The organism is Streptomyces sp. NPDC044921 (assembly GCF_056432865.1).
On the sequence record NZ_JBWKIF010000006.1, the window covers coordinates 23,641 to 46,242 of the forward strand.

Below are 22,602 nucleotides of genomic sequence, written 5' to 3' on the forward strand. Positions count from 1 at the left end.
CGGGGTATGAGGGGGCACTTCCGGCGCCTGGTCGCCACGGGTCTGGAGCGCGCGGGCATCCGCACGGGCCTGAGATGGAAGCTGAGCGCGGCCATCGCGCTGGTCGGTGCGCTGGTGGCGATCGCACTGAGCCTGGTCGTGCACAACGCCGCGCGGGTGTCGATGCTGGACAACGCGCGCGACCTCGCCGACGAGCGGATCAGGATCGCCCAGCGCAACTTCGAGCTGTCCGGGCGGATCAACTTCCCCAACACCAAGATCGACGACCCGGACCTGCCGGAGGAGCTGCGGGACCGGGTCGAGGCGGGCCAGCGGGCCACCTACGTGGCGGACCGGCCCGGCGGCGCACCCGACATATGGGCCGCGGTGCCGCTGAAGAACGGGCACGTGATGTCCCTGCACTCGGGCTTCACGGACCGCAGCTCGGACATCCTGAAGGACCTCGACCAGGCCCTGGTGATCGGCTCCATCGCGGTCGTCCTCGGGGGCAGCGCGCTGGGCGTGCTCATCGGCGGGCACCTCTCGCGGCGGCTGCGCAAGGCGGCCGTCGCGGCCAACCAGCTCGCGGGCGGCGAAACGGACGTGCGCGTGCGGGACGCCATGGGCGGCGTCGTCCGGGACGAGACGGACGACCTGGCGAGCGCGGTGGACGCCATGGCGGACGCCCTGCGGCAGCGCATCGAGGCCGAGCGGCGGGTCACCGCCGACATCGCGCACGAGCTGCGCACCCCGGTGACCGGGCTGCTGACCGCCGCCGAGCTGCTGCCGCCCGGCCGTCCGACCGAGCTGGTGCTGGACCGGGCCAAGGCCATGCGCACGCTCGTGGAGGACGTGCTGGAGGTGGCCCGGCTGGACGGCGCCTCGGAACGGGCGGAGCTGCAGGACATCATGCTGGGCGAGTTCGTCGCCCGGCGGGTGGCGGTCAAGGACCCGGACACCGAGGTGCGGATCGTGCACGAGTCGGAGGTCACCACCGACCCGCGGCGCCTGGAGCGCGTGCTGTTCAACCTGCTGGCCAACGCGGCCCGGCACGGCAAGCCCCCGGTCGAGGTCACCGTCGAGGGCCGGGTCATCCGGGTCCGCGACCACGGCCCGGGCTTCCCGGAGGACCTGCTCGCCGACGGGCCGAGCCGCTTCCGCACCGGCAGCAGGGACCGGGCCGGGCACGGCCACGGCCTCGGTCTGACCATCGCGGCCGGGCAGGCCCGGGTGCTGGGCGCGCGGCTGACCTTCCGCAACGTCCGCACCCCGGGCGCGCCGGAGGGCGTACCGGCCGAGGGCGCGGTGGCGGTGCTGTGGCTGCCGGAACACGCGCCGACGAACACGGGGAGCTACCCGATGCTGCCGGCCTCGTAGACCGCCGTGGTCAGCACGACCAGTCCTGGTCCATGTCGAGGCCGCCCTCGCGGGGCTGGGTGAAGGAGAACCAGTTGCCGGAGTCGTCGCGGAACAGCGCCTCCGTGCCGTACGGGCGCTCCTGCGGCTCCTGGAGGAACTCCACGCCCCGGTCCTTGAGCTTCTTGTAGTCGCCGTGGATGTCGTCGGTGGTGAGCACGCCGACGCCGAGCGCGCCCTTGGTCACCAGCTTGCGGAGCATCTCGGCGGACTCCGGGTCCATCGCGGGCCCGCCGGGCACCATCAGGGTGAGCTCGACGTCGGGCTGGTTCGGGGAGCCGACCGTGAGCCAGCGCATGCCGCCCTCGCCCATGGTCAGGTCCGTACGGACCTCCAGGCCCAGCTTCTCCGTGTAGAACTCCTTGGCCCGGTCCTGGTCGAGGACCCAGACGGTCGAGATGGCGAGACCCTTGATCATGGCGTGCTCCTGCTGCTTCGCGGCCGGTCGGTGCTTGCCCTGCCACCGTAGGCAGCGGGGGTGTCAGCGCGCTTCTCCGGAATTGCGCTCCTCGGTGGCGGCCGGGGCGGAGCGGAAGCCGCCGGCCCAGAGCATGGCGTAGCAGCCCGGTATCAGGGCGGCGCCCCGGCCCACGTGCCGGGACCGGTACTCGCTGGGCGTCATCCCCGTCCACGCCTTGAAGCGGGTCGAGAACGTGCCGACGCTGCTGAAGCCGACCAGGTGGCAGATCTCCGTCACCGACAGGTTCGCCGTGCGCAGCAGGTCCTCGGCCCGCTCTATCCGGCGGTGGGTGAGGTACTGGCCGGGGGTCTCGCCGTAGACCTCCTTGAAGGCGCGGATGAAGTGGTACCGCGAGTACCCGGCGTGCGCGGCGACGGCGTCCAGGTCCAGCCCGGGGTCGGCCCAGTCCCGGTCCATGGCGTCCTTGGCGAGCCGGACCTGCCGCGTCTTGTCCATGCGACCGATGGTGGCACGCGGGTCTGACATCGGGCCGGGTCCGTGAGCGCGGGGCCCGGACGCGGGCGCCGGGCACGGCGAGGCCCTCGGGGCCGGAACTCCCCGAGGGCGTGCGGGCGCCGCCGCGCCGGTCGGCGTGCGGCCGTCGCCCCGCCAGGGGGTCCTCGCCCGAAGCGGGAGCGACGTGGGGGCGGCGCCGGTCAGACGGCCTCGGCCACGGGCGTCCGGGGTGCCGGACCGTCGGCGCTGCCGTCCCGCGGTGCCTTCGGGCCCGCGCCCTTCAGCGGCACCTCCTTCACGAACACCGCGGCCACCAGGGCGAGGACCGCCACCGCGGCTCCCAGCAGGAACGCCGAGTGCGTGCCGGCGGCGACCGCGTGCTGGTAGGCCTCGCGGGCCGCCTCCGGCAGCCTGGCCAGGCTCGCCTGGTCGAGCTGGGCGGACCGCTCGGTCACCTGGGAGCCCAGCGCCCCGGCCCGCTCGGCCATGACGTCCTGGACGCGGTGGTTGAACAGCGCACCCATGATCGCGACGCCGAAGGAGGAGCCGAGGGTGCGGAAGAGGGTGGCGGACGAGGAGGCCACGCCCATGTCCTTCATCTCCACGCTGTTCTGCGCGACCAGCATGGTGATCTGCATCAGGCAGCCCATGCCGAGGCCGACCACGGCCATGAAGACGCCGGAGGTGAACCGCGAGGTGCCCGTGTCCATCGTGGACAGCAGGTACAGGCCGACGATCATCAGCACGCCGCCGAGCACCGGGAAGACCTTGTACCGGCCGGTGTTCGTGGTCACGCGCCCGGCGACCATCGACGTGACGAGCATCGCGCCGAGCATCGGCAGGAGCAGCAGCCCGGAGTTGGTCGCGGAGGCGCCCTGCACGGCCTGCTGGTAGAAGGGCAGGAACAGCGTGGCGCCGAACATCACGAAGCCCGTGATGAAGCCGATGAGCGACATCAGCGTGAAGTTCCGGCTGCGGAAGATGTGCAGGGGCAGGACCGGCTCGGCGGCCCGCGTCTGCCAGAACACGAACCCGACGAGCGAGGCGACGCCGATGCCGATCAGCTCCATGATCCGCGTCGAGGTCCAGGCGTACTCGGTGCCGCCCCAGGTGGTGACCAGCACGATCGCGGTGATGCCGACGGTCAGCAGCGCGGCGCCCAGGTAGTCGATCCGCGCCTGTGCCCGCTTCTTCGGCAGGTGCAGCACGGCGCTGACGGCGACCAGCGCGACCACGCCGAGCGGCAGGTTGATGTAGAACGCCCAGCGCCAGCCCCAGTTGTCGGTGATCGTGCCGCCGACCAGCGGGCCGCCGATCATCGCCAGCGCCATGACGCCGGCCATCATGCCCTGGTACTTGCCGCGCTCCCGGGGCGGGATCAGGTCGCCGATGATCGCCATGACGCCGACCATCAGACCACCGGCGCCGAGGCCCTGGATGGCGCGGAAGCCGATGAGCTGGCCCATGTCCTGGGCCATGCCGCTGAGCGCCGAGCCGATCAGGAAGATCACGATCGACGACAGGAACGTGCCCTTGCGGCCGTACAGGTCGCCGAGCTTGCCCCACAGCGGGGTGGAGGCGGCGGTGGCGAGCGTGTACGAGGTGACCACCCACGAGAGGTGTTCGAGCCCGCCCAGCTCACCGACGATCGTCGGCATCGCCGTACCGATGATCATGTTGTCGAGCATCGCGAGCATCATCGCGATCATCAGCGCGAGGAGGACGACCCGCACGCTCCTGGGCTGTTTCCCCCCGGCGTCGGCCGCCACCGCTCCGTCCGTCGTCTCCGCCATCGCTTCCCACTCCCCCAGCTACCGCTACTTACTTGCCGACCGGCTAGTGACTACACTCGGGAAGCTAGCCGCGGAACTAGCCGGGCGTCAAGTAAGTTTTATGGAAAGCGAGCGGCGTAGGAGGATGGGCGGCACCATGGACGGCACCAGGCAGCGGCGCCGCGGGGACACCCGCCGGCGCATCCAGGACGTGGCCCTCGAACTCTTCGCGGAGCAGGGCTACGAGAAGACGTCCCTGCGCGAGATCGCCGAGCGCCTGGACGTCACCAAGGCGGCGCTCTACTACCACTTCAAGACGAAGGAAGAGATCCTCGTCAGCATCTTCGAGGACCTCACGCAGCCGATCGAGGACCTGATCGACTGGGGCCGGCGGCAGCCGCACACCCTGGAGACCAAGCAGGAGATCATCCGCCGCTACGCCGACACGCTCGCGCAGGCGGCACCGCTGTTCCGCTTCATGCACGACAACCAGGCGTCGGTGCGGGACCTGCGGATCGGCGAGTCCGTCAAGGCGCGCGTCCACAGCCTGCGCGACATCATCGTCGACCCGGACGCGGACCTGGTCGACCAGGTCCGCTGCGCCAGCGCGATCTTCACGCTGCACGCCGGGATGTTCCTGCTCCAGGACGTGGGAGACGACCCCGAGGAACGGCACAAGGCCGTCCTCGAGGTCGCCACGGACCTGGTGGCCCAGGCCCACCGGGGACCCAGGGGCTCCTAGCGGACGCGGGTACGGGGCCGGATCAGACCTTCACGCCCTTGGCGCGCAGGAACTTCACCGGGTCGACCGCCGAGCCGTAGTTCGGGGTCGTGCGGATCTCGAAGTGCAGATGGGGACCGCTGGAGTTGCCGGTGTTGCCGGACCGGGCGATCTCCTGGCCGGTCTTGACGACCTGGCCGATGCGCACCTTGACCTTCGACAGGTGGGCGTACTGCGAGTAGGTGCCGTTGCCGTGCTTGATCACGACGGCGTTGCCGTACGCGGGACCGTCGCCGGCGCCGTTGGGACCGGCCTTGACCACGGTGCCGCCGTGGGCGGCCACGACCTGGGTGCCGCTCGGGACGGCGTAGTCCTGGCCGCTGTGGGTGGACTGCCACATGCCGCCGTTCTGGGCGAAGCTCGCGGAGAGCTTGTACTTCTTCACCGGGTCGACCCAGGACGGCTTGGCCTTCTTCGCGGCCGCCTTCTTCGCGGCGGCCTTCTTCTCGGCCGCCTTCTTCGCGGCGGCGGCCTGCTCGGCCTTCTCGGCCTTCTCGGCCTTGGCGGCCTTGGCCTGGGCGGCGGCCTGCGCCTGGACGGCACTGGCGGCGCCGGACGCGGCCGTGGTGTCGGCGGCGGACGCGACCCCGGCCCCCAGTGCGACCGAGACACCGAGGCCGGCGGCCAGCACGGTCGCACGGGTGCGGAGCTGGGACGTACGGGAGGGACGGGACGTGACGCGCTGGGACATCGAAACCTCGTGGGGAAGGGGACGGGGAAAACCACCCGGCGGGCAGTCGCTCGCCGAATGGCCATCCCTTGGTAACCCGAGGCCCGACAAACTCCCAAAAGCGTGATCTACGACCTAAGTTAGTAATTTAGTTCAGTGTTCTACGTCTCTTGACACAGTCCCTATTCGGGACGAAACGGGGCATGAGCCCGCACTTCCGCCCGTTCCCCCGGACGGACGCCCCTTTCCTCTCCGCCCTTTATCCACTATTCCAGCTAGTAACGGACAAATCGCCTGTGCGGCATGTCACCGGAGGCGCTCTTCGGCCATTCCGGAAATGTGGCGCACGCCTCTAGGCACCTACCGTCCGGTAACCCTACGGTTCCCCTCGCGCCACCCTCGCCCACGAACATGCACACGACATGTTGGCAGCGTCATTGACGTGAGAGGACCCCCACGACATGCAGATCCGAGGCCCCTGGCTGCGCCGCGCATCCGTCACCGCCGTCTCGGCGGCCGCCCTCGTGGCGATGGCCGCACCGGCCGACGCCGCGACCCCGACCCGCGCCTCCACGGCCGCCTCCACCGCCGCCACGGCCACCGCGGCGGCCGTCGACTACGCCACCTGGCAGAAGGACTGCCAGGCGGTGATGGACCAGGCGCTGCCCTACCTGAAGCAGCGGATCGCCGCCCCGAAGCCGGGCGAGAAGCAGGCCATCGTCCTCGACATCGACAACACCGCGCTGGAGACGGACTTCGGCTTCAGCTACCCGCAGCCGGCCAACAAGCCGGTCCTGGAGGCCGCCAGATACGCCCAGGAACGCGGCGTCGCCGTGTTCTTCGTGACGGCCCGCCCCGGGATCATCTACTCGTTCACCGAGTACAACCTGAAGCAGACCGGCTACCGGGTCTCCGGGCTCTACGTCCGCAACTTCATCGACCTCTTCAAGAACGTCGCCGACTACAAGACGGCCCAGCGCGTCGACATCGAGAAGAAGGGCTACACGATCATCGCGAACATCGGCAACAGCCCGACCGACCTCTCGGGCGGCCACGCCGAGCGGACCTTCAAGCTGCCGGACTACGACGGGCAGCTCTCGTAGGGCTCCGGGCACGCGAGAGGGGCCGGTGCCTTTCGGCACCGGCCCCTCTCGGTCGGTCGTGACGCTTACGCGTCCTTGCTCAGGTTCGGACCCGTGCCGCCCGCCGCCTGCTCGATCGGCGGGACGTCCGGCAGCGCCGACTTCTCCTCGCCGCGGAAGGTGAAGGTCTTGGCCTCGCCCTCGCCCTCGGTGTCCACGACCACGATGTGACCGGGGCGCAGCTCGCCGAAGAGGATCTTCTCCGACAGCGAGTCCTCGATCTCGCGCTGGATGGTGCGGCGCAGCGGACGCGCACCCAGCACGGGGTCGTAGCCCTTCTTGGACAGCAGCTCCTTGGCGGACTGGGAGAGCTCGATGCCCATGTCCCGGTCCTTGAGGCGCTCGTCCACCTTGCCGATCATCAGGTCGACGATCTGGAGGATGTCGTCCTGGCTGAGCTGCGGGAAGACGACCACGTCGTCGACGCGGTTGAGGAACTCGGGCCGGAAGTGCTGCTTGAGCTCGTCCTGGACCTTGTTCTTCATGCGCTCGTAGTTGGTCTTCGTGTCACCCGAGGCCGCGAAGCCCAGGTTGAAGCCCTTGGAGATGTCCCGGGTGCCGAGGTTGGTCGTCATGATGATGACCGTGTTCTTGAAGTCCACGACCCGGCCCTGGGAGTCGGTCAGGCGACCGTCCTCCAGGATCTGCAGCAGCGAGTTGAAGATGTCCGGGTGGGCCTTCTCGACCTCGTCGAAGAGGACCACCGAGAACGGCTTGCGCCGCACCTTCTCGGTCAGCTGGCCGCCCTCTTCGTAGCCCACGTAGCCGGGGGGCGAACCGAAGAGACGCGAGACCGTGTGCTTCTCGCTGAACTCCGACATGTCGAGGGAGATCAGCGCGTCCTCGTCGCCGAAGAGGAACTCGGCGAGTGCCTTGGACAGCTCGGTCTTACCGACACCGGACGGGCCGGCGAAGATGAACGAGCCACCGGGACGCTTGGGGTCCTTCAGACCGGCACGCGTACGGCGGATCGCCTTCGACAGCGCCTTGACGGCGTCGTTCTGGCCGATGACCCGCTTGTGGAGCTCCTCCTCCATGCGCAGCAGGCGCGAGGACTCCTCCTCGGTCAGCTTGAAGACCGGGATGCCGGTGGCGGTCGCGAGGACCTCGGCGATCAGCTCGCCGTCGACCTCGGCGACGACGTCCATGTCGCCGGCCTTCCACTCCTTCTCCCGCTTGGCCTTGGCGGCGAGGAGCTGCTTCTCCTTGTCGCGCAGGGAGGCGGCCTTCTCGAAGTCCTGCGAGTCGATCGCGGACTCCTTGTCCCGGCGGACACCGGCGATCTTCTCGTCGAACTCGCGCAGGTCCGGCGGCGCGGTCATCCGGCGGATGCGCATCCGGGAACCGGCCTCGTCGATCAGGTCGATCGCCTTGTCCGGCAGGAAGCGGTCCGAGATGTACCGGTCGGCCAGCGTGGCGGCCTGGACCAGCGCCTCGTCGGTGATGGAGACGCGGTGGTGCGCCTCGTAGCGGTCGCGCAGGCCCTTGAGGATCTCGATCGTGTGCGGCAGGGACGGCTCCGCGACCTGGATGGGCTGGAAGCGGCGCTCCAGGGCCGCGTCCTTCTCCAGGTGCTTGCGGTACTCGTCCAGCGTGGTCGCACCGATGGTCTGCAGCTCACCGCGGGCCAGCATCGGCTTCAGGATGGAGGCCGCGTCGATGGCGCCCTCGGCGGCACCCGCACCGACCAGCGTGTGCAGCTCGTCGATGAACAGGATGATGTCGCCGCGGGTGCGGATCTCCTTGAGCACCTTCTTCAGGCGCTCCTCGAAGTCACCGCGGTAGCGGGAGCCGGCGACCAGGGCGCCGAGGTCCAGGGTGTAGAGGTGCTTGTCCTTGAGGGTCTCGGGCACCTCGCCCTTGACGATGGCCTGGGCGAGGCCCTCGACGACGGCGGTCTTGCCGACGCCGGGCTCACCGATCAGCACCGGGTTGTTCTTCGTACGGCGGGACAGCACCTGCATGACCCGCTCGATCTCCTTCTCGCGCCCGATGACCGGGTCGAGCTTGGACTCACGAGCGGCCTGGGTGAGGTTCCGGCCGAACTGGTCGAGGACCAGGGACGTGGAGGGCGTGCCCTCGGCAGGACCGCCGGCGGTGGCGGTCTCCTTGCCCTGGTAACCGGAGAGCAGCTGGATGACCTGCTGCCGCACGCGGTTCAGATCTGCGCCCAGCTTGACCAGGACCTGGGCGGCGACGCCCTCGCCCTCGCGGATCAGGCCGAGCAGGATGTGCTCCGTGCCGATGTAGTTGTGGCCCAGCTGAAGGGCCTCGCGGAGCGACAGCTCCAGGACCTTCTTGGCACGGGGGGTGAAGGGGATGTGGCCGGACGGGGCCTGCTGGCCCTGGCCGATGATCTCCTCCACCTGCTGGCGGACCGCCTCGAGCGAAATCCCGAGGCTCTCAAGGGCCTTGGCGGCGACACCTTCACCCTCGTGGATCAGGCCCAGGAGGATGTGCTCGGTGCCGATGTAGTTGTGGTTGAGCATCCGGGCTTCTTCCTGAGCCAGGACGACAACCCGCCGCGCGCGGTCGGTGAACCTCTCGAACATCGTTAATCGCTCCTCAGAGCGGTCAGGCAGTGGGGGGAACTTCCCCTCTCTGTCCTTCCGCAGCTTAGTCCCGCAAGCGGGGACCGCTCATTCCAACTGCCGACACCGGACCGAGAACCAACACTGCCTCCTGACCCCGAACGCCGACATCTGCTCCAACCCGATGGTGCGAGACGATGTTCCCGCAGGCCAGGCAGATACCCCACTCGCCAGTACGCCCATGGCGAACGTGAGACGTCCTTTCCTGCGTGTCGCCCCCTCCCACTAGGCATGTCTTACCCGCGGGGACCGACAGTCCATGCCGAGCGCCCCCCTTCCCTCCGCTACGGGCGAACAACCTTGCGCCTCCCCACGCCCCCCGCACGCCCCCGTTTCGCCACGCTGAGCGCTCACATCAGCACACAAAGTGAACACAGCGTAACCCGCGTGCCCTCCCGGCGGTTGCACTTGGCATGGTCGGCACCCTCCCCTCCGTGACCGTCCGCACACCGGCTGCGGTCCCGCCGCCCCGCCGCCGCGGGGTACGGCGGTGGTACGAGGAGGACCTGGGCTGGCCGACGGCGCCGGGGGACCCGGTGCGGCTGGTCCTGGGGGTGCGCTTCGACGTCCTGGACGTTCCGGCGGAGGCGGCACCGGCCGCGCTGCGGCGTCTGGGGCCGCGCTCCCCGGTGGCCGTCCGGGGCGGGCGGGCACAGCTGCTGGTGGCCGCGGGCTGCGCGGAGGAGCTGCCGGGACTGCTGGAGTGGCTGGAGTGGGGAGGACTGCCGCTCGGGCTGCGGGCGCTCGGCTCGGGCGCCTTCCTGGAGGCGCCGTCGCCTCCGGAGCGGGGCGGGCCGCAGGAGGAGGAGTGGCTGCAGACGCTCCAGTCGCGTCAGTCGCTCCAGTCGCGTCAGTCGCTTGAGTCGTCTCCGTCGCCCGAGTCGCTTGAGTCGCCCCTGCCGCCCCAGCCGTTGGGGTCGTCCTTACCACCGGAGTCGTCCCTGCCGCTCCGGTCGCGCGAGGGAGGGTCGTCGTGGCGCGGGCCGGATGCGCGGTCGGCCGCCGGCGCCGGTGGCCCGTCACCCGCCGGTGCGGCCGTGCCGTCGCCGCGTGCGCCCGGCCCGGGTGCCGGCCGGCCGCTTCCCCGGGGCCGACTCGGTTCCCAGGGGGCCGCCGTGTGGCTGCGGCCCCCCGAGCCGGGGTGCGAGGTCGAGGCCTCGCTGCCGACGCTGTCGGCCTTGGGGGGCGGTAAAGACGCCCCCGATCTCGTGCGGCTGGTGGACACGGTGGCCGCGCAGTGCCACCGGGCCCGGCTGCGGCGCGCGGGCGCCCAGCCGCCGGCCTCGCGTACGCAGGGTCGGTAGTGCCGCTGTTCAGCCGTTGGCCTTCTCGTAAGCCTCGCGGATGGTCGCGGGAACGCGGCCGCGGTCGTTGACCTCGTAGCCGTTCTCCTTCGCCCAGGCGCGGATCGCCGCGGTGTCCTGGCTGCCGCTCGAAGCCGCGCGCGTCTTTCCGCGCCCGCTCGAAGCACGGCCTCCGGTACGACGGCCGCCCTTCACGTAAGGCTCGAGAAGGCCACGGAGCTTGTCCGCATTGGCGGTGGTGAGATCGATCTCGTACGTCTTGCCGTCCAGCGCGAACGTCACGGTCTCGTCCGCCTCGCCGCCGTCGAGGTCGTCGACAAGAAGGACCTGAACCTTCTGTGCCACCGGATTTCCTTTCATCGATATCTTCAGGGCCCGGGGATGTGCGGCGTCCGCCGTATCGCCGTCCCCTGTTATATGCAGTACTGCAGTACCTCGGAAAGCAAACCGCTTTTGCCGGAAAAACACAAACCCTCGGCAGAGACCCGCTGCCCCGCCTCCGTCCGGAAACGTGCGCGTTTCGGACATAGGGCACCGGGGCAGGGGGCGCGGCGCGGAATAGGGTTGCCGAACCGGCCGGGGCCAGTTGTGGCCGGGCTGTTGTCCGCCTCGGCGATCACAGATGCAGAAGCATCCGGCTGTTGCCCAAGGTGTTCGGTTTCACTCGTTCGAGACCGAGGAACTCCGCGACGCCCTCGTCATAGGAACGCAGCAGCTCCGCGTAGACATCCGTGTCGACCGGGGTCTCGCCGATCTCCACGAAGCCGTGCTTGGCGAAGAAGTCGACTTCGAAGGTCAGGCAGAAAACGCGGCGAACCCCGAGCCAGCGGGCGGTCTGCAGCAACTTCTCCAGCACCCGGTGCCCGACGCCCGCGCCCTTCAGGCCGGGCTTCACCGCGAGAGTGCGCACTTCCGCGAGGTCTTCCCACATCACGTGCAGGGCACCGCAGCCGACGACCTCGGCGTTGTCGTCGCGTTCCGCGACCCAGAACTCCTGGATGTCCTCGTAAAGCGTCACGGTCGCTTTGTCGAGGAGGATGCCGTCGCGGACGTAGGCGTCGAGGAGGCGACGCACGGCCGGGACATCGCTGGTGCGGGCCCGCCGGACGGTGATGGCATTCGCGGGGGCATCGGGGCTCTTCGCGGACATGAACGGACGCTATCGCCCGCCGGGCTCCTGAGCGGAGGCGGGGTTCTCCGGGGCCCCTTCCGGGGGGCCGGCCCGTTCCGGCTGTTCCGCCTGTTCCGTCCCGGGCGGGCGTTCCGGGGCTTCCGCGGATTCCGACGCTTCGGTCGGTTCTCGGGTTTCCGGGCCCTGGACGATGCGTACGGCATCGGTGAGAGCCTGACGCTGTTCCTCGCTCATCATGCCGAAGAAGGCGACGAGAGCGGCGGCGGGGTTGTCGCTCTGCGACCAGGCGTCGTTCATCAGGGCGGCGGCGTAGGCGGCGCGGGTGGAGACCGCCTCATATCGATAGGCGCGGCCTTCCGCCTCGCGGCGCACCCAGCCCTTCTGGTGGAGATTGTCCAAAACGGTCATCACCGTGGTGTAGGCGATGGACCGCTCCTTCTGAAGATCTTCCAGGACTTCTCGAACGGTCACGGGGCGGTTCCACTTCCAGACCCGCGACATGACCGCGTCTTCGAGTTCTCCCAATGGGCGAGGCACAGCTCAGAACAATAGTGGGAGATCTCGGTAATGGCGTGGCGGACGTGCGCTTCACCGGCGAACAGGAACAAAAAGGGCGTACGACTCGAATGGCGGGCGCCGTGCGGCAGGCCTCGCGGAGTCGTACGCCCGGGGCGGGGTGGGGTCAGGCCTCGGCCTTCGGGCCGGGCGCGGAGGGCCCGCGGGCGCCCTCCGCACGGGAGAGGGCGGCGTCGACGGCCGCGTCCTCCTTGGCCTTGTTGGCGCCGCCCTGTGTCCTCACGATCACCCGGATCACGCCGATGAAGAAGACGGCCATGACGACCGGGGGCAGGAGCGCGGAGACGTAGTCCATGGCTCCAGGGTAGCCACGTCAGCCCGCGGCGAGCTGCTGGGGGCTCGCCGGGGGTGGCGGGGCGGGCTTGCGGCGCGGGAAGACCTCGCCCGGGGTGGGGATGGGGCGGGAGGGCTTCGAACCGCCGCCCGGGGCGGGGGCCGGGTGCGGAGCCGGGGAGGGCTTGGGGGCGGGCTTCGGGGGTGACGGCTTGCGCGCGGGCTTCTTCTCGGGCTGCTCGCCGGCCCCGCCGGGGAGGGCCAGGAGCCGGGTCCGGGCGGCCGGGACGGTGGAGGGGGCGCCGGACCGTGCGGGGGCGCTCGTGGTGACGAGGGTGACCGCGCAGCGGTCCAGGAGCGCCGCGGCGGCGGGGTTGCCGCGCAGGGCGCGCAGGGCGGTGAGGTCGTCGGGGCGGGGGCGGTAGCCGGCGGCCAGGGCCTCGTCCAGGAGCGTGAGGTAACCGGCGGCGGTGCCGGGCAGGGCGGCGCGGTACCGGCCCAGGTCGGCCACGAGGAAGGCACGCAGCCTGGCCCCTTCCCGCATCGCCTCGTCGAGCGACTCGGCGAGGCGGAGACAGTCCTGGACGTCGTCGGACGAGGCGGAGGTGGGGTGGAGGGCGAGGGCGAGAGCGCGGCGGAGCACACGCAGCTCCTCCACGCCGAACGCCATGCCGCCGCGGGATCCGTAGGGCGTGGGCATGCGGCGACGATACGCGCTAATCAGACAATTCCGACATAGGGGGCGGGTGTGGCGCGGGGGACCACTCGGCTGGGCGGGGGTCTCCCGCCGCCGGGCGGTGCGGGCCGGTGAGAGCGTGCCGGCGGGCTGGGGTGCGCGTCTTCGCCTGACGGTGGGGGGTGGGTCGGGGCCGCGCCGGGGGGGTGTCCGTCCTCGGAACGGCGCGATGGGGTTGCGTGCCGGCTGACTGTCCGTCGACGCGCCAACCGCTGCGGGCGGACACCCCCCGGCACGGCCCCTTCCGTGCGTCGGCGGGTGCGGGCGCGTCGCAGCGCCCGTACTCGGTCACATGCGCGACACGTTGCGTTCGTACACCAACCGCAGTCCGATCAGCGTCAGCCACGGCTCGTGCTCGTCGATGACCGAGGACTCGCCCAGGACCATCGGTGCCAGGCCGCCCGTCGCGATGACGGTGACGTCGTCGGGGTCCTCCGCCAGTTCGCGGGCGACCCGGTTGACGACGCCGTCGACCTGGCCGGCGAAGCCGTAGATGATGCCCGACTGCATCGCCTCCACCGTGTTCTTGCCGATGACGCTGCGCGGCCGGGCGACCTCGATCTTGCGGAGCTGGGCGCCGCGGACGCCGAGCGCCTCGACGGAGATCTCGATGCCGGGGGCGATGACACCGCCGACGTACTCGCCGCGCGCGCTGACCGCGTCGAACGTCGTCGCCGTGCCGAAGTCGACGACGATCGCGGGCCCGCCGTAGAGCTCGACGGCCGCGACCGCGTTGATGATGCGGTCCGCGCCGACCTCCTTGGGGTTGTCCATGAGGATCGGGACGCCGGTCTTGACGCCCGGTTCGACGAGGATGGCGGGGACGTCGCCGTAGTAGCGGCGGGTCACCTCGCGCAGCTCGTGCAGGACCGAGGGGACGGTGGCGCAGATGGCGATGCCGTCGATGCCGTCGCCCAGTTCGTCACCCAGCAGCGGGTGCATGCCCATCAGGCCCTGGAGCAGGACCGCCAGTTCGTCGGCGGTGCGGCGCGCGTCGGTGGAGATGCGCCAGTGCTCGACGATCTCCTCGCCGTCGAACAGGCCCAGGACCGTGTGGGTGTTTCCTACGTCGATCGTCAGCAGCATGACCCGACCCCGCTCCCCTACTCCGCCGGCCGCAGGTCCAGGCCGATGTCCAGGATCGGCGAGGAGTGGGTGAGTGCCCCGACGGCCAGGTAGTCGACGCCGGTGTCGGCGTAGGCCTTGGCGTTGTCGAGGGTGAGGCGGCCGGAGGCCTCCAGGGCGGCGCGGCCCTGGACGATCGCGACGGCCTCCGCGCACTCCGCGGGCGTGAAGTTGTCCAGGAGGATCAGGTCGGCGCCGGCGTCCAGGACCTCGCGGAGCTGGTGCAGGGTGTCGACCTCGACCTCGATGGGGACCTCGGGGAAGCGTGCGCGGACCGCCTCGAAGGCCTGGGCGACGCCGCCCGCGGCGACCACGTGGTTGTCCTTGACCAGGGCCGCGTCCGAGAGGGACATGCGGTGGTTGACGCCGCCGCCGCAGCGGACCGCGTACTTCTCCAGGCTGCGCAGGCCGGGGGTGGTCTTGCGGGTGTCGCGGACCCTGGCCTTGGTGCCCTCCAGGACGTCCGCCCACGCGCGCGTGGCCGTCGCGATGCCCGACAGGCGGCACAGGATGTTCAGCGCGCTGCGCTCGGCGGTCAGGAGGTCGCGGGTGCGGGTGGTGACCGAGAGCAGCTTCTGGCCCGCCTCGACGCGGTCGCCGTCCTCCGCGTGGCGCTCGATCTCCAGTTCCTCCTCGCAGACGACCGAGAGGACGGCCTCCGCGACGCGCAGGCCGGCCACGACACCCGCCTCGCGGGCGGTGAAGTCGGCCGTGGCCACCGCGTCCTCGGGGATCGTGGCGACCGTGGTCACGTCCACGCCGTGGGCCAGGTCCTCCTGGACGGCCACGTTGGCGATGTCCTCGACCTCGACGGGGTCGAGACCGGCGTCGGCGAGGAGCTGGGCGAGCGCGGGGTCGAGGCCGCACTCCAGATACGCCTCGTCGTCCGCGCCGCAGGCGCAGCCGTCGCCGCAGCCTCCGGAGGAGGCGAGGGGAAGGTCGGGGGTGCTCACGTCGGTCACTGCTCCTGGGGGGCGGGGGGCGGGAAGGTCGCGGGGAAGTGTGTCGTGTCCGTGGTGTGCACGGCCAGGCTCCGGTCGGGGTTCAGGCGTACGACGATGTGGCGGCGCCAGGCCGTGTCGTCGCGCTCGGGGTGGTCCTCGCGCCAGTGGCAGCCCCGGGTCTCCTCGCGCAGCCGGGCGGCGGCGACCAGGACCCGGGCCACGCACAGCAGGTTGGTGGCCTCCCAGGTGTCGACACCGGGCTCGGCCGTCTTGCCGTGCTCGGCGAGGGCCTCCCGGGCGTCGGTGTGCAGGCGCTGGAGCTGGTCGGCGGCCTTGGTGAGGGACTCCGCCGAGCGCAGGACGCCGGCCCCGCTCGTCATGATCCGCTGGATGGTGAAGCGGGCCTCGGCGGTCTGCAGCGGGTGCTCGGGGATCTCGGGGTGCGGCAGCGGCTGCGGCACGCGCGCGTGCAGGCCGGTCGCCGCGATGTCGGCCGCGATGCGCTCGGCGTAGACGAGCCCTTCGAGCAGGGAGTTGGAGGCCAGGCGGTTGGCGCCGTGCACGCCGGTGCAGGCGACCTCGCCGCACGCGTACAGGCCGGGGACCGTCGTACGGCCGTGGGAGTCGGTACGGACGCCGCCGGAGGCGTAGTGGGCGGCCGGGGCGACCGGGACGGGCTCGGTGACCGGGTCGATGCCGTGGGCGCGGCAGGCGGCCAGGATCGTCGGGAAGCGGTGCTCCCACATCTCGGCGCCGAAGTGCCGGGCGTCGAGGTACATGTGCTCGGCGTCCTGCTCCTGCATGCGGCGCATGATCCCCTTGGCGACGATGTCCCGGGGCGCCAGTTCGGCGAGTTCGTGCTGCCCGACCATGAAGCGCACACCGTCCGCGTCCACGAGGTGGGCGCCCTCGCCGCGCACCGCCTCGGAGACCAGGGGCTGCTGGCCCTCGGCGTCCGGGCCGAGGAACAGCACGGTCGGGTGGAACTGGACGAACTCCAGGTCGCTGACCTCGGCGCCCGCGCGCAGGGCCAGGGCGACGCCGTCACCCGTGGAGACCGCGGGGTTGGTCGTGGCGGAGAAGACCTGGCCCATGCCGCCGGTGGCGAGGACCACCGCGGGGGCGTGGACCGCCCCGACGCCGTCGTGCTGGCCCTCGCCCATGACGTGCAGGGTGACACCGGCCGTGCGGCCCCCGGCGTCCGTGAGGAGGTCCAGCACGAGGGCGTTCTCGACGGTGCGCATGCCGCGTGCGCGGACCGCCTCGACCAGGGCGCGGGAGATCTCGGCGCCGGTGGCGTCACCGCCCGCGTGGGCGATGCGGCGGCGGTGGTGGCCGCCCTCGCGGGTCAGTTCGAGGCCGCCCTCGGTGGACTCGTCGAACCGGGCGCCGGTCTCGATGAGGCGGCGCACGGCGCCGGGGCCCTCGGTGACCAGGAGGCGCACCGCCTCCTCGTCGCACAGGCCCGCCCCGGCGACCAGGGTGTCGTCCAGGTGCTGCTCGGGGGTGTCGCCCTCGCCGAGGGCCGCGGCGATGCCGCCCTGGGCCCAGCGGGTGGAACCGTCGTCGAGGCGGGCCTTGGTGACGACCACGGTGCTCAGGCCCGCCGCCTCGCAGCGCAGGGCGGCCGTCAGCCCCGCGACGCCGGAGCCGACGACGACCACGTCCGCGGCGATGGACCACCCGGGCGCGGGCGCGTGCAGTCGTATGCCTGTGGAGGTCACGAGGCGGCTCCGAGGGTTCCGAAGGTGAGCGGGACGTTGTCGATCAGCCGGGTCGTCCCGACCCGGGCGGCGACGGCGAGGACCGCCTCGCCGGTGAAGTCGTCGCCGATCTCGGTGAAGTCCGACGGGTCGACCAGGGCGAGGTAGTCCAGCCTGAGCGGCGGCTGGAGGCGGGCCGCCTCGTCGAGGACCTGGCGGGCGGCGGCCCGGACGGCGGCGGGGCCGCCCGGCACGGCCGTGGCCACGGCGTGCGCGTCGGCCGCCGCACGGGACTCGCCGAGGGCGCTGAGCGCCTCGGCACGCGCGCGCGTGGCGGGCACTTCGCGGGCCCGGGCGCGCAGCGCCTCCTGGGCGGCGTGCCGGTCCCGGCCCGCGAACAGCGCCCGGGACAGGGCGAGGGCGGTGCGCCGCTCGGCGGCCGAGAGGTAGCGGTTGCGGCTGGACAGGGCCAGGCCGTCCTCCTCGCGGACCGTGGGCACGCCGACGATCTCCACGCTGAAGTTCAGGTCCCGCACCATGCGGCGGATCAGCGCGAGCTGCTGGGCGTCCTTCTGGCCGTACAGGGCGACGTCGGGGCGGGTGAGGTGCAGCAGCTTGGCGACGACCGTGAGCATGCCGTCGAAGTGGCCGGGGCGGGAGGCGCCCTCCAGTCGCTCGCCCATGGGGCCCGCGGAGACGCGGACCTGGGGCTCGCCGCCCGGGTAGACCTCGTCCACGGACGGGGCGAAGACGACGTCGGCGCCCGACCGCCCGGCGAGCTCGACGTCGGCGTCCAGGGTGCGCGGATAGCGGTCGAGGTCCTCGCCCGCGCCGAACTGCAGCGGGTTGACGAAGACGGTGACGACGACCTCGCCCCCGGGGCCGGCGATGCCGCGGGCGGTGCGGATGAGCGTGGCGTGGCCCTCGTGCAGGGCGCCCATGGTCATCACCACGGCCCGGCGGCCCGTACGCGCGCGTGCGTGCAGGTCGGCGGCGGTACGCAGCAGGGTGGTGGTCATCGGGCGTCCCCCTCGGTGCCTCGGGTGCCGTCGCTCCCGTCGGCGAGTACCCCGAGGAGGTCCTCGGCGAGCTCCGGCTTCAGCAGGCCGGTCGCCAGCGCCCGGTCGGCGGTGGCGCGGGCCATGGCCAGGTAGCCGGCGACGGTCTGCGGGGCGTGCCGGCGCAGCTCGGTGACGTGCGCGGCGACCGTGCCCGCGTCCCCGCGCGCGACCGGGCCGGTCAGGGCCGCGTCGCCGGAGCGCAGGGCGTTGTCCAGGGCCGCGCCGAGCAGCGGGCCGAGCATCCGGTCCGGGGCGGCGACCCCGGCCGCGCGCAGCAGTTCCATCGACTGGGCGACCAGCGTGACCAGGTGGTTGGCGCCCAGGGCGAGCGCGGCGTGGTAGAGCGGCCGGTTCTCCTCGGCGATCCACTCCGGCTCGCCGCCCATCTCGATGACCAGGGCCTCGGCGGCCAGGCGCAGTTCCTCGGGCGCGGTGACGCCGAAGGAGCAGCCGGCCAGGCGCTGGACGTCCACGGGCGTGCCGGTGAAGGTCATCGCCGGGTGCAGGGCCAGCGGCAGCGCGCCGGCGCGCAGGGCGGGGTCGAGCACGCCCACGCCGTACCGGCCGGAGGTGTGCACCAGCAGCTGACCCGGCCGTACGGAACCGGTGTCGGCGAGGCCCGCGACCAGCTTCGGCAGGGCGTCGTCCGGGACGGTCAGCAGCACCAGGTCGGCCCGCTCCAGGACGTCCTCGGGCGGCACCACCGGCACGTCGGGCAGCAGCTGCGCGGCCCGGCGCCGGGAGGCGTCCGAGACCGCCGACACGGCGACCGGGCGGTGCCCGGCGAGCTGGAGGGACGCGGCCAGCGCGGGTCCCACGCGGCCGGCGCCGACGACGCCGACGGTGAGCCGCGCGGGGCGGTCCCTGGGGTCTGGCTGTGGGGTTGTGTTCACTCGACGGCGGCCTTCCCGTTCCAGTCCGCTCCGGGTACCGGACGATTTCTCGTCATGCTAACGCGATCGGTTCCGGAGGCGTCCCGTCGTCCACAGGCTGTGCGTGCCGGTGGACGGGGCGCCGACGCACGCGCCCACGGGCAGCCCGGCCGGGGCGCGCGGGGGAAATGCGGGTGCCGGGCCGCACGCGCGCGGGGGAGGATCCGGTGCATGACTGACACGGCGGAACAGGCGGAACAGGCAGAGCAGGACGAGCGGGTGCCGGACGAGGACGCAAGGGCACGGCTGCGGGCGCGCCGCCTGGCCGCCCACCGCGGCGCGCGCCGGGTGCTGGCGCGCTTCGGATTCCACCGGACGCTCCGCGAGCGCCTGGCCCTGCTGGAGGGGGCGGAGGACGCCTACGACCTGGACGAGCTGTCCGACGTGTACGGCGACGGCGTCGTCGAGGCCCTGGAGGCGAAGGTCGCCGCGCTGCTCGGCACCGAGGCCGCCGCGTTCTTCCCGACCGGCACGATGGCCCAGCAGGTGGCGCTGCGCTGCTGGGCGGGGCGCACCGGCGACCCGACCGTCGCCCTGCACGCCCTCGGCCACCCGGAGGTGCACGAGCGGAACGCGTTCCGCGAGGTCGGCGGCCTGCGCCCGGTGCGGGTGACGAGCGAGCCGCGGCTGCCGACCGCGGCGGAGGTCCGCGGCTTCGAGGAGCCGTTCGGCGCGCTGATGCTGGAACTTCCGCTGCGGGACGCCGGTTTCGTGCTGCCTTCCTGGGAGGAGCTCACCGAGGTCGTCGCGGCCGCGCGGGAGCGGGACGCGGTGGTGCACTTCGACGGGGCCCGGCTGTGGGAGTCCACCGTCCACCTCGGCCGGTCCCTGGAGGAGATCGCGGGCCTGGCCGACAGCGTCTACGTGTCGTTCTACAAGTCCCTGGAGGCGTTCGGCGGCGCGGCCCTCGCCGGTCCGCGCGAGTTCGTCGACCAGGCGAAGGCCTGGCGGCACCGGTACGGCGGCCTGGTGTTCCAGCAGTTCCCCACCGCCCTGTCGGCCCTGATCGGTCTGGAACGGGAGCTGCCCCGGCTGCCGGAGTACGTCGCCCACGCGCGCGTGGTGGCCGCCGCGCTGCGCGAGGGGTTCGCGGCGGCCGGGACGCCGTGGGCGCGGGTGCACCCACGGGTGCCGCACACCCACGACTTCCAGGTCTGGCTGCCGTACGACCCCCACGTCCTGGGCGAGGCGGCGGTCCGGGCGGCCGAGGAGACGGGCGTCGTGCTGTTCGGCAGCGCCTGGGAGCGGGGCGGGCCGGGCCTGGCGCTCACCGAGGTCCATGTGCGCTCGGCCGCGCTGGAGTGGACCGCCGAGGACGTGAAGGACGCGGTCGGGGAGTTCGTGGCCCGGCTGCCTGAGCGGGTCAGGTAGGGCTCCGCCGCCACCGGGCCAGGGCCTGCCGGAACCGGTGGCGGGGCGGGCGGCCGGCCAGGACGGCCCGGAACCGCCGTGCGTCGCGCCAGGCCCGCACGAGCCGCCACTCGTGGGTGCCCGGCGCGGGCGGGGCGGCCTGGCCCAGGGACCGGGCGCGATGGGCGTCGAGGAGGTACTGCTGCGTGATGCTCATGACGGATCACCTCTGCGGGACGGGAGTCGGGTCGGAGGTCCGAAGGCTCCGCGGAAGGCCCCGGTGGTTCCACCCTGCGCCCGTGTGGTGGTCGTCGTCGCGTCGTTTGACGGCCCCCGTCAATCGGCGGGGGCGTTGTCGGTGGCGGGGTGCACCATGAGGTCATGAGCGTGCGGATCGACATCACGGGGCTGCGGCAGGAGCGGGTGGCCGTCGTCCCCTCCCCGCTGGCCGAGCTGGGCATGGCGCTGCACGCGCTGTCCGAGCCGGCTCACCACCCCGGCCTGCAGGGCTGGGTGACGGGCGTGACGGCCCGGCTCGACCCGCATCTGGCCGACCGGATGTGCGAGGCGGACTTCCTGTGGCGGACGACGTTCTCCGACCTGTTCCTGCCGTCGGCCGGCCTGCCCGGCCGCACCGCGCTCCCGGCCGGCACGCTCGCCGAGGAGCTCGACCTGCTCGACAAGCTGTCCGACGAGCAGTTCGTGGACGCCGCGCTGGAGTTCACCTGCGCCACCGGCTACGGCGAGTGCTCGCCCACGGCGCTGGCCGACGCGGAGGTGCGCCGCCGCGCCCTGGACCTGGCCGCCGCGCGCGGGCCGCGGCAGCTGCGGTTCAGCGAGCGGCTGCTGGCCGACCCGCCCAGGATCCGGGGCTGGCTGCGGCAGTTCCTCCAGGACTGCGACGAGGCGTTCTTCGCGGAGGCCTGGTCCCGGCTGCGCCACCAGCTCGCGGCGGACACCCGGCACAAGACGGACCTGCTGCGCCGCAGGGGCCTGGCCGAGGCGCTGGCCGCGGTGTCCCCGGCGGTCACGCTCGACGAGCCGGCCGCCGTGATCTCCGTCGACAAGCTGGGCGACGGCCGGACGGCCACGGGTGACGGCGGTCTGCTGCTCGTCCCGACGAGCCTGGGCTGGCCGCACCTGATGGTCCTGCACCGCCACGGCTGGCAGCCCGTGCTGCACTACCCGGTCGGCTCCCCCGAGCTCGCCGCCCCGCCCACGCTGGAGCAGCTGGCCCTGCGCATGACCGCGCTGTCCCACCCGGTCCGCATGCGCCTGTGCCGGTATCTGGCCCGCAGCGCCTACAGCACCGGCGAGCTGGCGCAGGTGCACGGCATGACGGCCCCGGAGATCTCCCGGCATCTGGCCGTGCTGAAGAAGGCGGGCCTGGTCACCACCCGCCGCCGGGGGCGCTACGTCCTGCACCAGCTGGACGTGACGGTGGTGGCGCGGCTGGGCAGCGAGTTCCTGGAGGGGATCCTCCGCTAGCCGTCCCCGGCGGTCTCCGGCGGGACCCTCACGGACGGCTCAGCCGTGCCCGCCGGCCCGCACCAGCCCGGTCTCGTAGGCCAGCACCACCACCTGCACCCGGTCCCTGAGCCCCAGCTTGGTCAGGATGCGGCCCACGTGGGTCTTCACGGTGGCTTCCGACAGCACGAGCCGGGCCGCGATCTCGCCGTTGGACAGGCCCTGCGCGACCAGCACCATGACCTCGCGCTCGCGGTCGGTGAGCCGCTCCAGCTCCTTGTGCTGGGGCTGCTTGGTGCCGGGCAGCATCGGCGCGAAGCGGTCCAGCAGGCGCCGGGTGGTGGAGGGCGCGACGACCGCGTCCCCGCTGTGCACGGCCCGGATGGCGGCGAGCAGCTCACCGGGCGGCACGTCCTTGAGCATGAAGCCGGAGGCACCCGCCTTCAGCCCGGAGAAGGCGTACTCGTCGAGGTCGAAGGTGGTCAGGATGAGCACCTTCGGCGGGTCGGTGTCCGCGCAGATCCGGCGGGTCGCCTCCACGCCGTCCAGCTTCGGCATGCGGACGTCCATCAGCACGACGTCCACCTCGGTCGTCCGCAGCGCCTGCAGGGCCTCGACGCCGTCGCCCGCCTCCGCCACGACCTCCATGTCCGGCTGGGCGGCGAGCACCATCCGGAACCCGGTGCGCAGCAGCACCTGGTCGTCGACGAGCATCACGCGGATCGTCATCGG

The 22,602-nt window shown here is 72.2% G+C and carries 23 protein-coding genes; 6 read left to right on the forward strand and 17 right to left on the reverse strand.

Annotated features, from left to right (window positions below; translation table 11 throughout):
- The first annotated feature begins 6 nt into the window (after positions 1–6).
- Positions 7–1,356: a two-component system sensor histidine kinase CseC gene (cseC, locus tag AC07DA_RS11210; RefSeq protein ID WP_479126781.1), complete on the forward strand. Its 1,350-nt coding sequence runs from the start codon at positions 7–9 to the stop codon at positions 1,354–1,356.
- 10 nt (positions 1,357–1,366) lie between these two features.
- Here the strand turns inward: cseC and AC07DA_RS11215 are convergent, their stop codons facing one another.
- From AC07DA_RS11215 to AC07DA_RS11225, 3 genes are all read right to left on the reverse strand, one after another.
- The gene (locus AC07DA_RS11215) at positions 1,367–1,813 is read right to left on the reverse strand and encodes a VOC family protein (protein ID WP_479126783.1); all 447 of its coding nucleotides are present in this window, start codon (positions 1,811–1,813) and stop codon (positions 1,367–1,369) included.
- A 63-nt stretch (positions 1,814–1,876) separates the two neighbouring features.
- Positions 1,877–2,311 (reverse strand): helix-turn-helix transcriptional regulator, encoded by a 435-nt coding sequence (locus tag AC07DA_RS11220; RefSeq protein ID WP_479126785.1) that lies wholly within the window; start codon positions 2,309–2,311, stop codon positions 1,877–1,879.
- A 200-nt stretch (positions 2,312–2,511) separates the two neighbouring features.
- The gene (locus AC07DA_RS11225) at positions 2,512–4,104 is read right to left on the reverse strand and encodes an MDR family MFS transporter (RefSeq protein ID WP_479126787.1); all 1,593 of its coding nucleotides are present in this window, start codon (positions 4,102–4,104) and stop codon (positions 2,512–2,514) included.
- 124 nt (positions 4,105–4,228) lie between these two features.
- Between AC07DA_RS11225 and AC07DA_RS11230 the strand changes: the two genes are divergently transcribed.
- Complete coding sequence (locus tag AC07DA_RS11230; RefSeq protein WP_479126789.1) at positions 4,229–4,825, forward strand: TetR/AcrR family transcriptional regulator; 597 nt, start codon at positions 4,229–4,231, stop codon at positions 4,823–4,825.
- Positions 4,826–4,847: 22 nt separating this feature from the next.
- Here the strand turns inward: AC07DA_RS11230 and AC07DA_RS11235 are convergent, their stop codons facing one another.
- On the reverse strand, positions 4,848–5,555 hold the full coding sequence (locus AC07DA_RS11235; protein WP_479126791.1) for a M23 family metallopeptidase: 708 nt from the start codon (positions 5,553–5,555) through the stop codon (positions 4,848–4,850).
- A gap of 440 nt (positions 5,556–5,995) precedes the next feature.
- Here AC07DA_RS11235 and AC07DA_RS11240 point away from each other — a divergent pair, with 440 nt between their 5' ends.
- Positions 5,996–6,637 (forward strand): HAD family acid phosphatase, encoded by a 642-nt coding sequence (locus AC07DA_RS11240; RefSeq protein WP_479126793.1) that lies wholly within the window; start codon positions 5,996–5,998, stop codon positions 6,635–6,637.
- 65 nt (positions 6,638–6,702) lie between these two features.
- On the opposite strand, the gene AC07DA_RS11245 is transcribed toward AC07DA_RS11240, so the two are convergent.
- Positions 6,703–9,228, reverse strand: coding sequence for an ATP-dependent Clp protease ATP-binding subunit (locus AC07DA_RS11245; RefSeq protein WP_114254583.1), 2,526 nt, complete (start codon positions 9,226–9,228; stop codon positions 6,703–6,705).
- Between the two features lie 473 nt (positions 9,229–9,701).
- Here AC07DA_RS11245 and AC07DA_RS11250 point away from each other — a divergent pair, with 473 nt between their 5' ends.
- The gene (locus tag AC07DA_RS11250; RefSeq protein WP_479126796.1) at positions 9,702–10,571 is read left to right on the forward strand and encodes an SCO3374 family protein; all 870 of its coding nucleotides are present in this window, start codon (positions 9,702–9,704) and stop codon (positions 10,569–10,571) included.
- A gap of 9 nt (positions 10,572–10,580) precedes the next feature.
- Here the strand turns inward: AC07DA_RS11250 and AC07DA_RS11255 are convergent, their stop codons facing one another.
- The 10 genes from AC07DA_RS11255 to AC07DA_RS11300 form a co-directional block, all read right to left on the reverse strand.
- On the reverse strand, positions 10,581–10,916 hold the full coding sequence (locus tag AC07DA_RS11255) for a histone-like nucleoid-structuring protein Lsr2 (protein ID WP_479126798.1): 336 nt from the start codon (positions 10,914–10,916) through the stop codon (positions 10,581–10,583).
- Between the two features lie 271 nt (positions 10,917–11,187).
- Positions 11,188–11,721 carry an amino-acid N-acetyltransferase gene (locus AC07DA_RS11260; RefSeq protein WP_479126800.1) on the reverse strand — a complete coding sequence of 178 codons (534 nt, stop codon included), beginning with the start codon at positions 11,719–11,721 and terminating at the stop codon, positions 11,188–11,190.
- Positions 11,722–11,730: 9 nt separating this feature from the next.
- Positions 11,731–12,204, reverse strand: a complete 474-nt coding sequence (locus tag AC07DA_RS11265; protein ID WP_479126802.1) for a BlaI/MecI/CopY family transcriptional regulator — start codon at positions 12,202–12,204, stop codon at positions 11,731–11,733.
- 181 nt (positions 12,205–12,385) lie between these two features.
- Positions 12,386–12,574 carry a hypothetical protein gene (locus AC07DA_RS11270; RefSeq protein WP_479126804.1) on the reverse strand — a complete coding sequence of 63 codons (189 nt, stop codon included), beginning with the start codon at positions 12,572–12,574 and terminating at the stop codon, positions 12,386–12,388.
- Positions 12,575–12,592: 18 nt separating this feature from the next.
- Complete coding sequence (locus AC07DA_RS11275) at positions 12,593–13,252, reverse strand: hypothetical protein (RefSeq protein ID WP_479126806.1); 660 nt, start codon at positions 13,250–13,252, stop codon at positions 12,593–12,595.
- A gap of 324 nt (positions 13,253–13,576) precedes the next feature.
- Positions 13,577–14,374 carry a type III pantothenate kinase gene (locus tag AC07DA_RS11280; RefSeq protein ID WP_094057038.1) on the reverse strand — a complete coding sequence of 266 codons (798 nt, stop codon included), beginning with the start codon at positions 14,372–14,374 and terminating at the stop codon, positions 13,577–13,579.
- A gap of 17 nt (positions 14,375–14,391) precedes the next feature.
- Entirely contained in the window at positions 14,392–15,366 is a 975-nt protein-coding gene (gene nadC / locus AC07DA_RS11285) for a carboxylating nicotinate-nucleotide diphosphorylase (protein ID WP_479126809.1), read from the reverse strand.
- A 5-nt stretch (positions 15,367–15,371) separates the two neighbouring features.
- Positions 15,372–17,081, reverse strand: coding sequence for an L-aspartate oxidase (locus tag AC07DA_RS11290; protein WP_479126811.1), 1,710 nt, complete (start codon positions 17,079–17,081; stop codon positions 15,372–15,374).
- A complete protein-coding gene (panC, locus tag AC07DA_RS11295) occupies positions 17,078–18,079 on the reverse strand; it encodes a pantoate--beta-alanine ligase (protein ID WP_479126813.1) in 1,002 nt (333 codons plus the stop codon). The genes AC07DA_RS11290 and panC overlap by 4 nt, the downstream gene beginning before the upstream one ends.
- Positions 18,076–19,014 (reverse strand): Rossmann-like and DUF2520 domain-containing protein, encoded by a 939-nt coding sequence (locus AC07DA_RS11300; protein ID WP_479126815.1) that lies wholly within the window; start codon positions 19,012–19,014, stop codon positions 18,076–18,078. The genes panC and AC07DA_RS11300 overlap by 4 nt, the downstream gene beginning before the upstream one ends.
- Before the next feature lie 210 nt (positions 19,015–19,224).
- Between AC07DA_RS11300 and AC07DA_RS11305 the strand changes: the two genes are divergently transcribed.
- A complete protein-coding gene (locus AC07DA_RS11305; RefSeq protein ID WP_479126817.1) occupies positions 19,225–20,424 on the forward strand; it encodes a threonine aldolase family protein in 1,200 nt (399 codons plus the stop codon).
- Here AC07DA_RS11305 and AC07DA_RS11310 read toward each other — a convergent pair.
- Positions 20,417–20,620: a hypothetical protein gene (locus AC07DA_RS11310; RefSeq protein WP_479126819.1), complete on the reverse strand. Its 204-nt coding sequence runs from the start codon at positions 20,618–20,620 to the stop codon at positions 20,417–20,419. The two genes, AC07DA_RS11305 and AC07DA_RS11310, sit on opposite strands and share 8 nt — an antisense overlap.
- Before the next feature lie 164 nt (positions 20,621–20,784).
- On the opposite strand from AC07DA_RS11310, the gene AC07DA_RS11315 reads away from it, so the two are divergent.
- Complete coding sequence (locus tag AC07DA_RS11315) at positions 20,785–21,891, forward strand: DUF5937 family protein (protein WP_479126821.1); 1,107 nt, start codon at positions 20,785–20,787, stop codon at positions 21,889–21,891.
- Positions 21,892–21,930: 39 nt separating this feature from the next.
- Here AC07DA_RS11315 and AC07DA_RS11320 read toward each other — a convergent pair whose 3' ends face one another.
- On the reverse strand, positions 21,931–22,599 hold the full coding sequence (locus AC07DA_RS11320; RefSeq protein ID WP_479126823.1) for a response regulator transcription factor: 669 nt from the start codon (positions 22,597–22,599) through the stop codon (positions 21,931–21,933).
- Between the last annotated feature and the right edge of the window lie 3 nt (positions 22,600–22,602).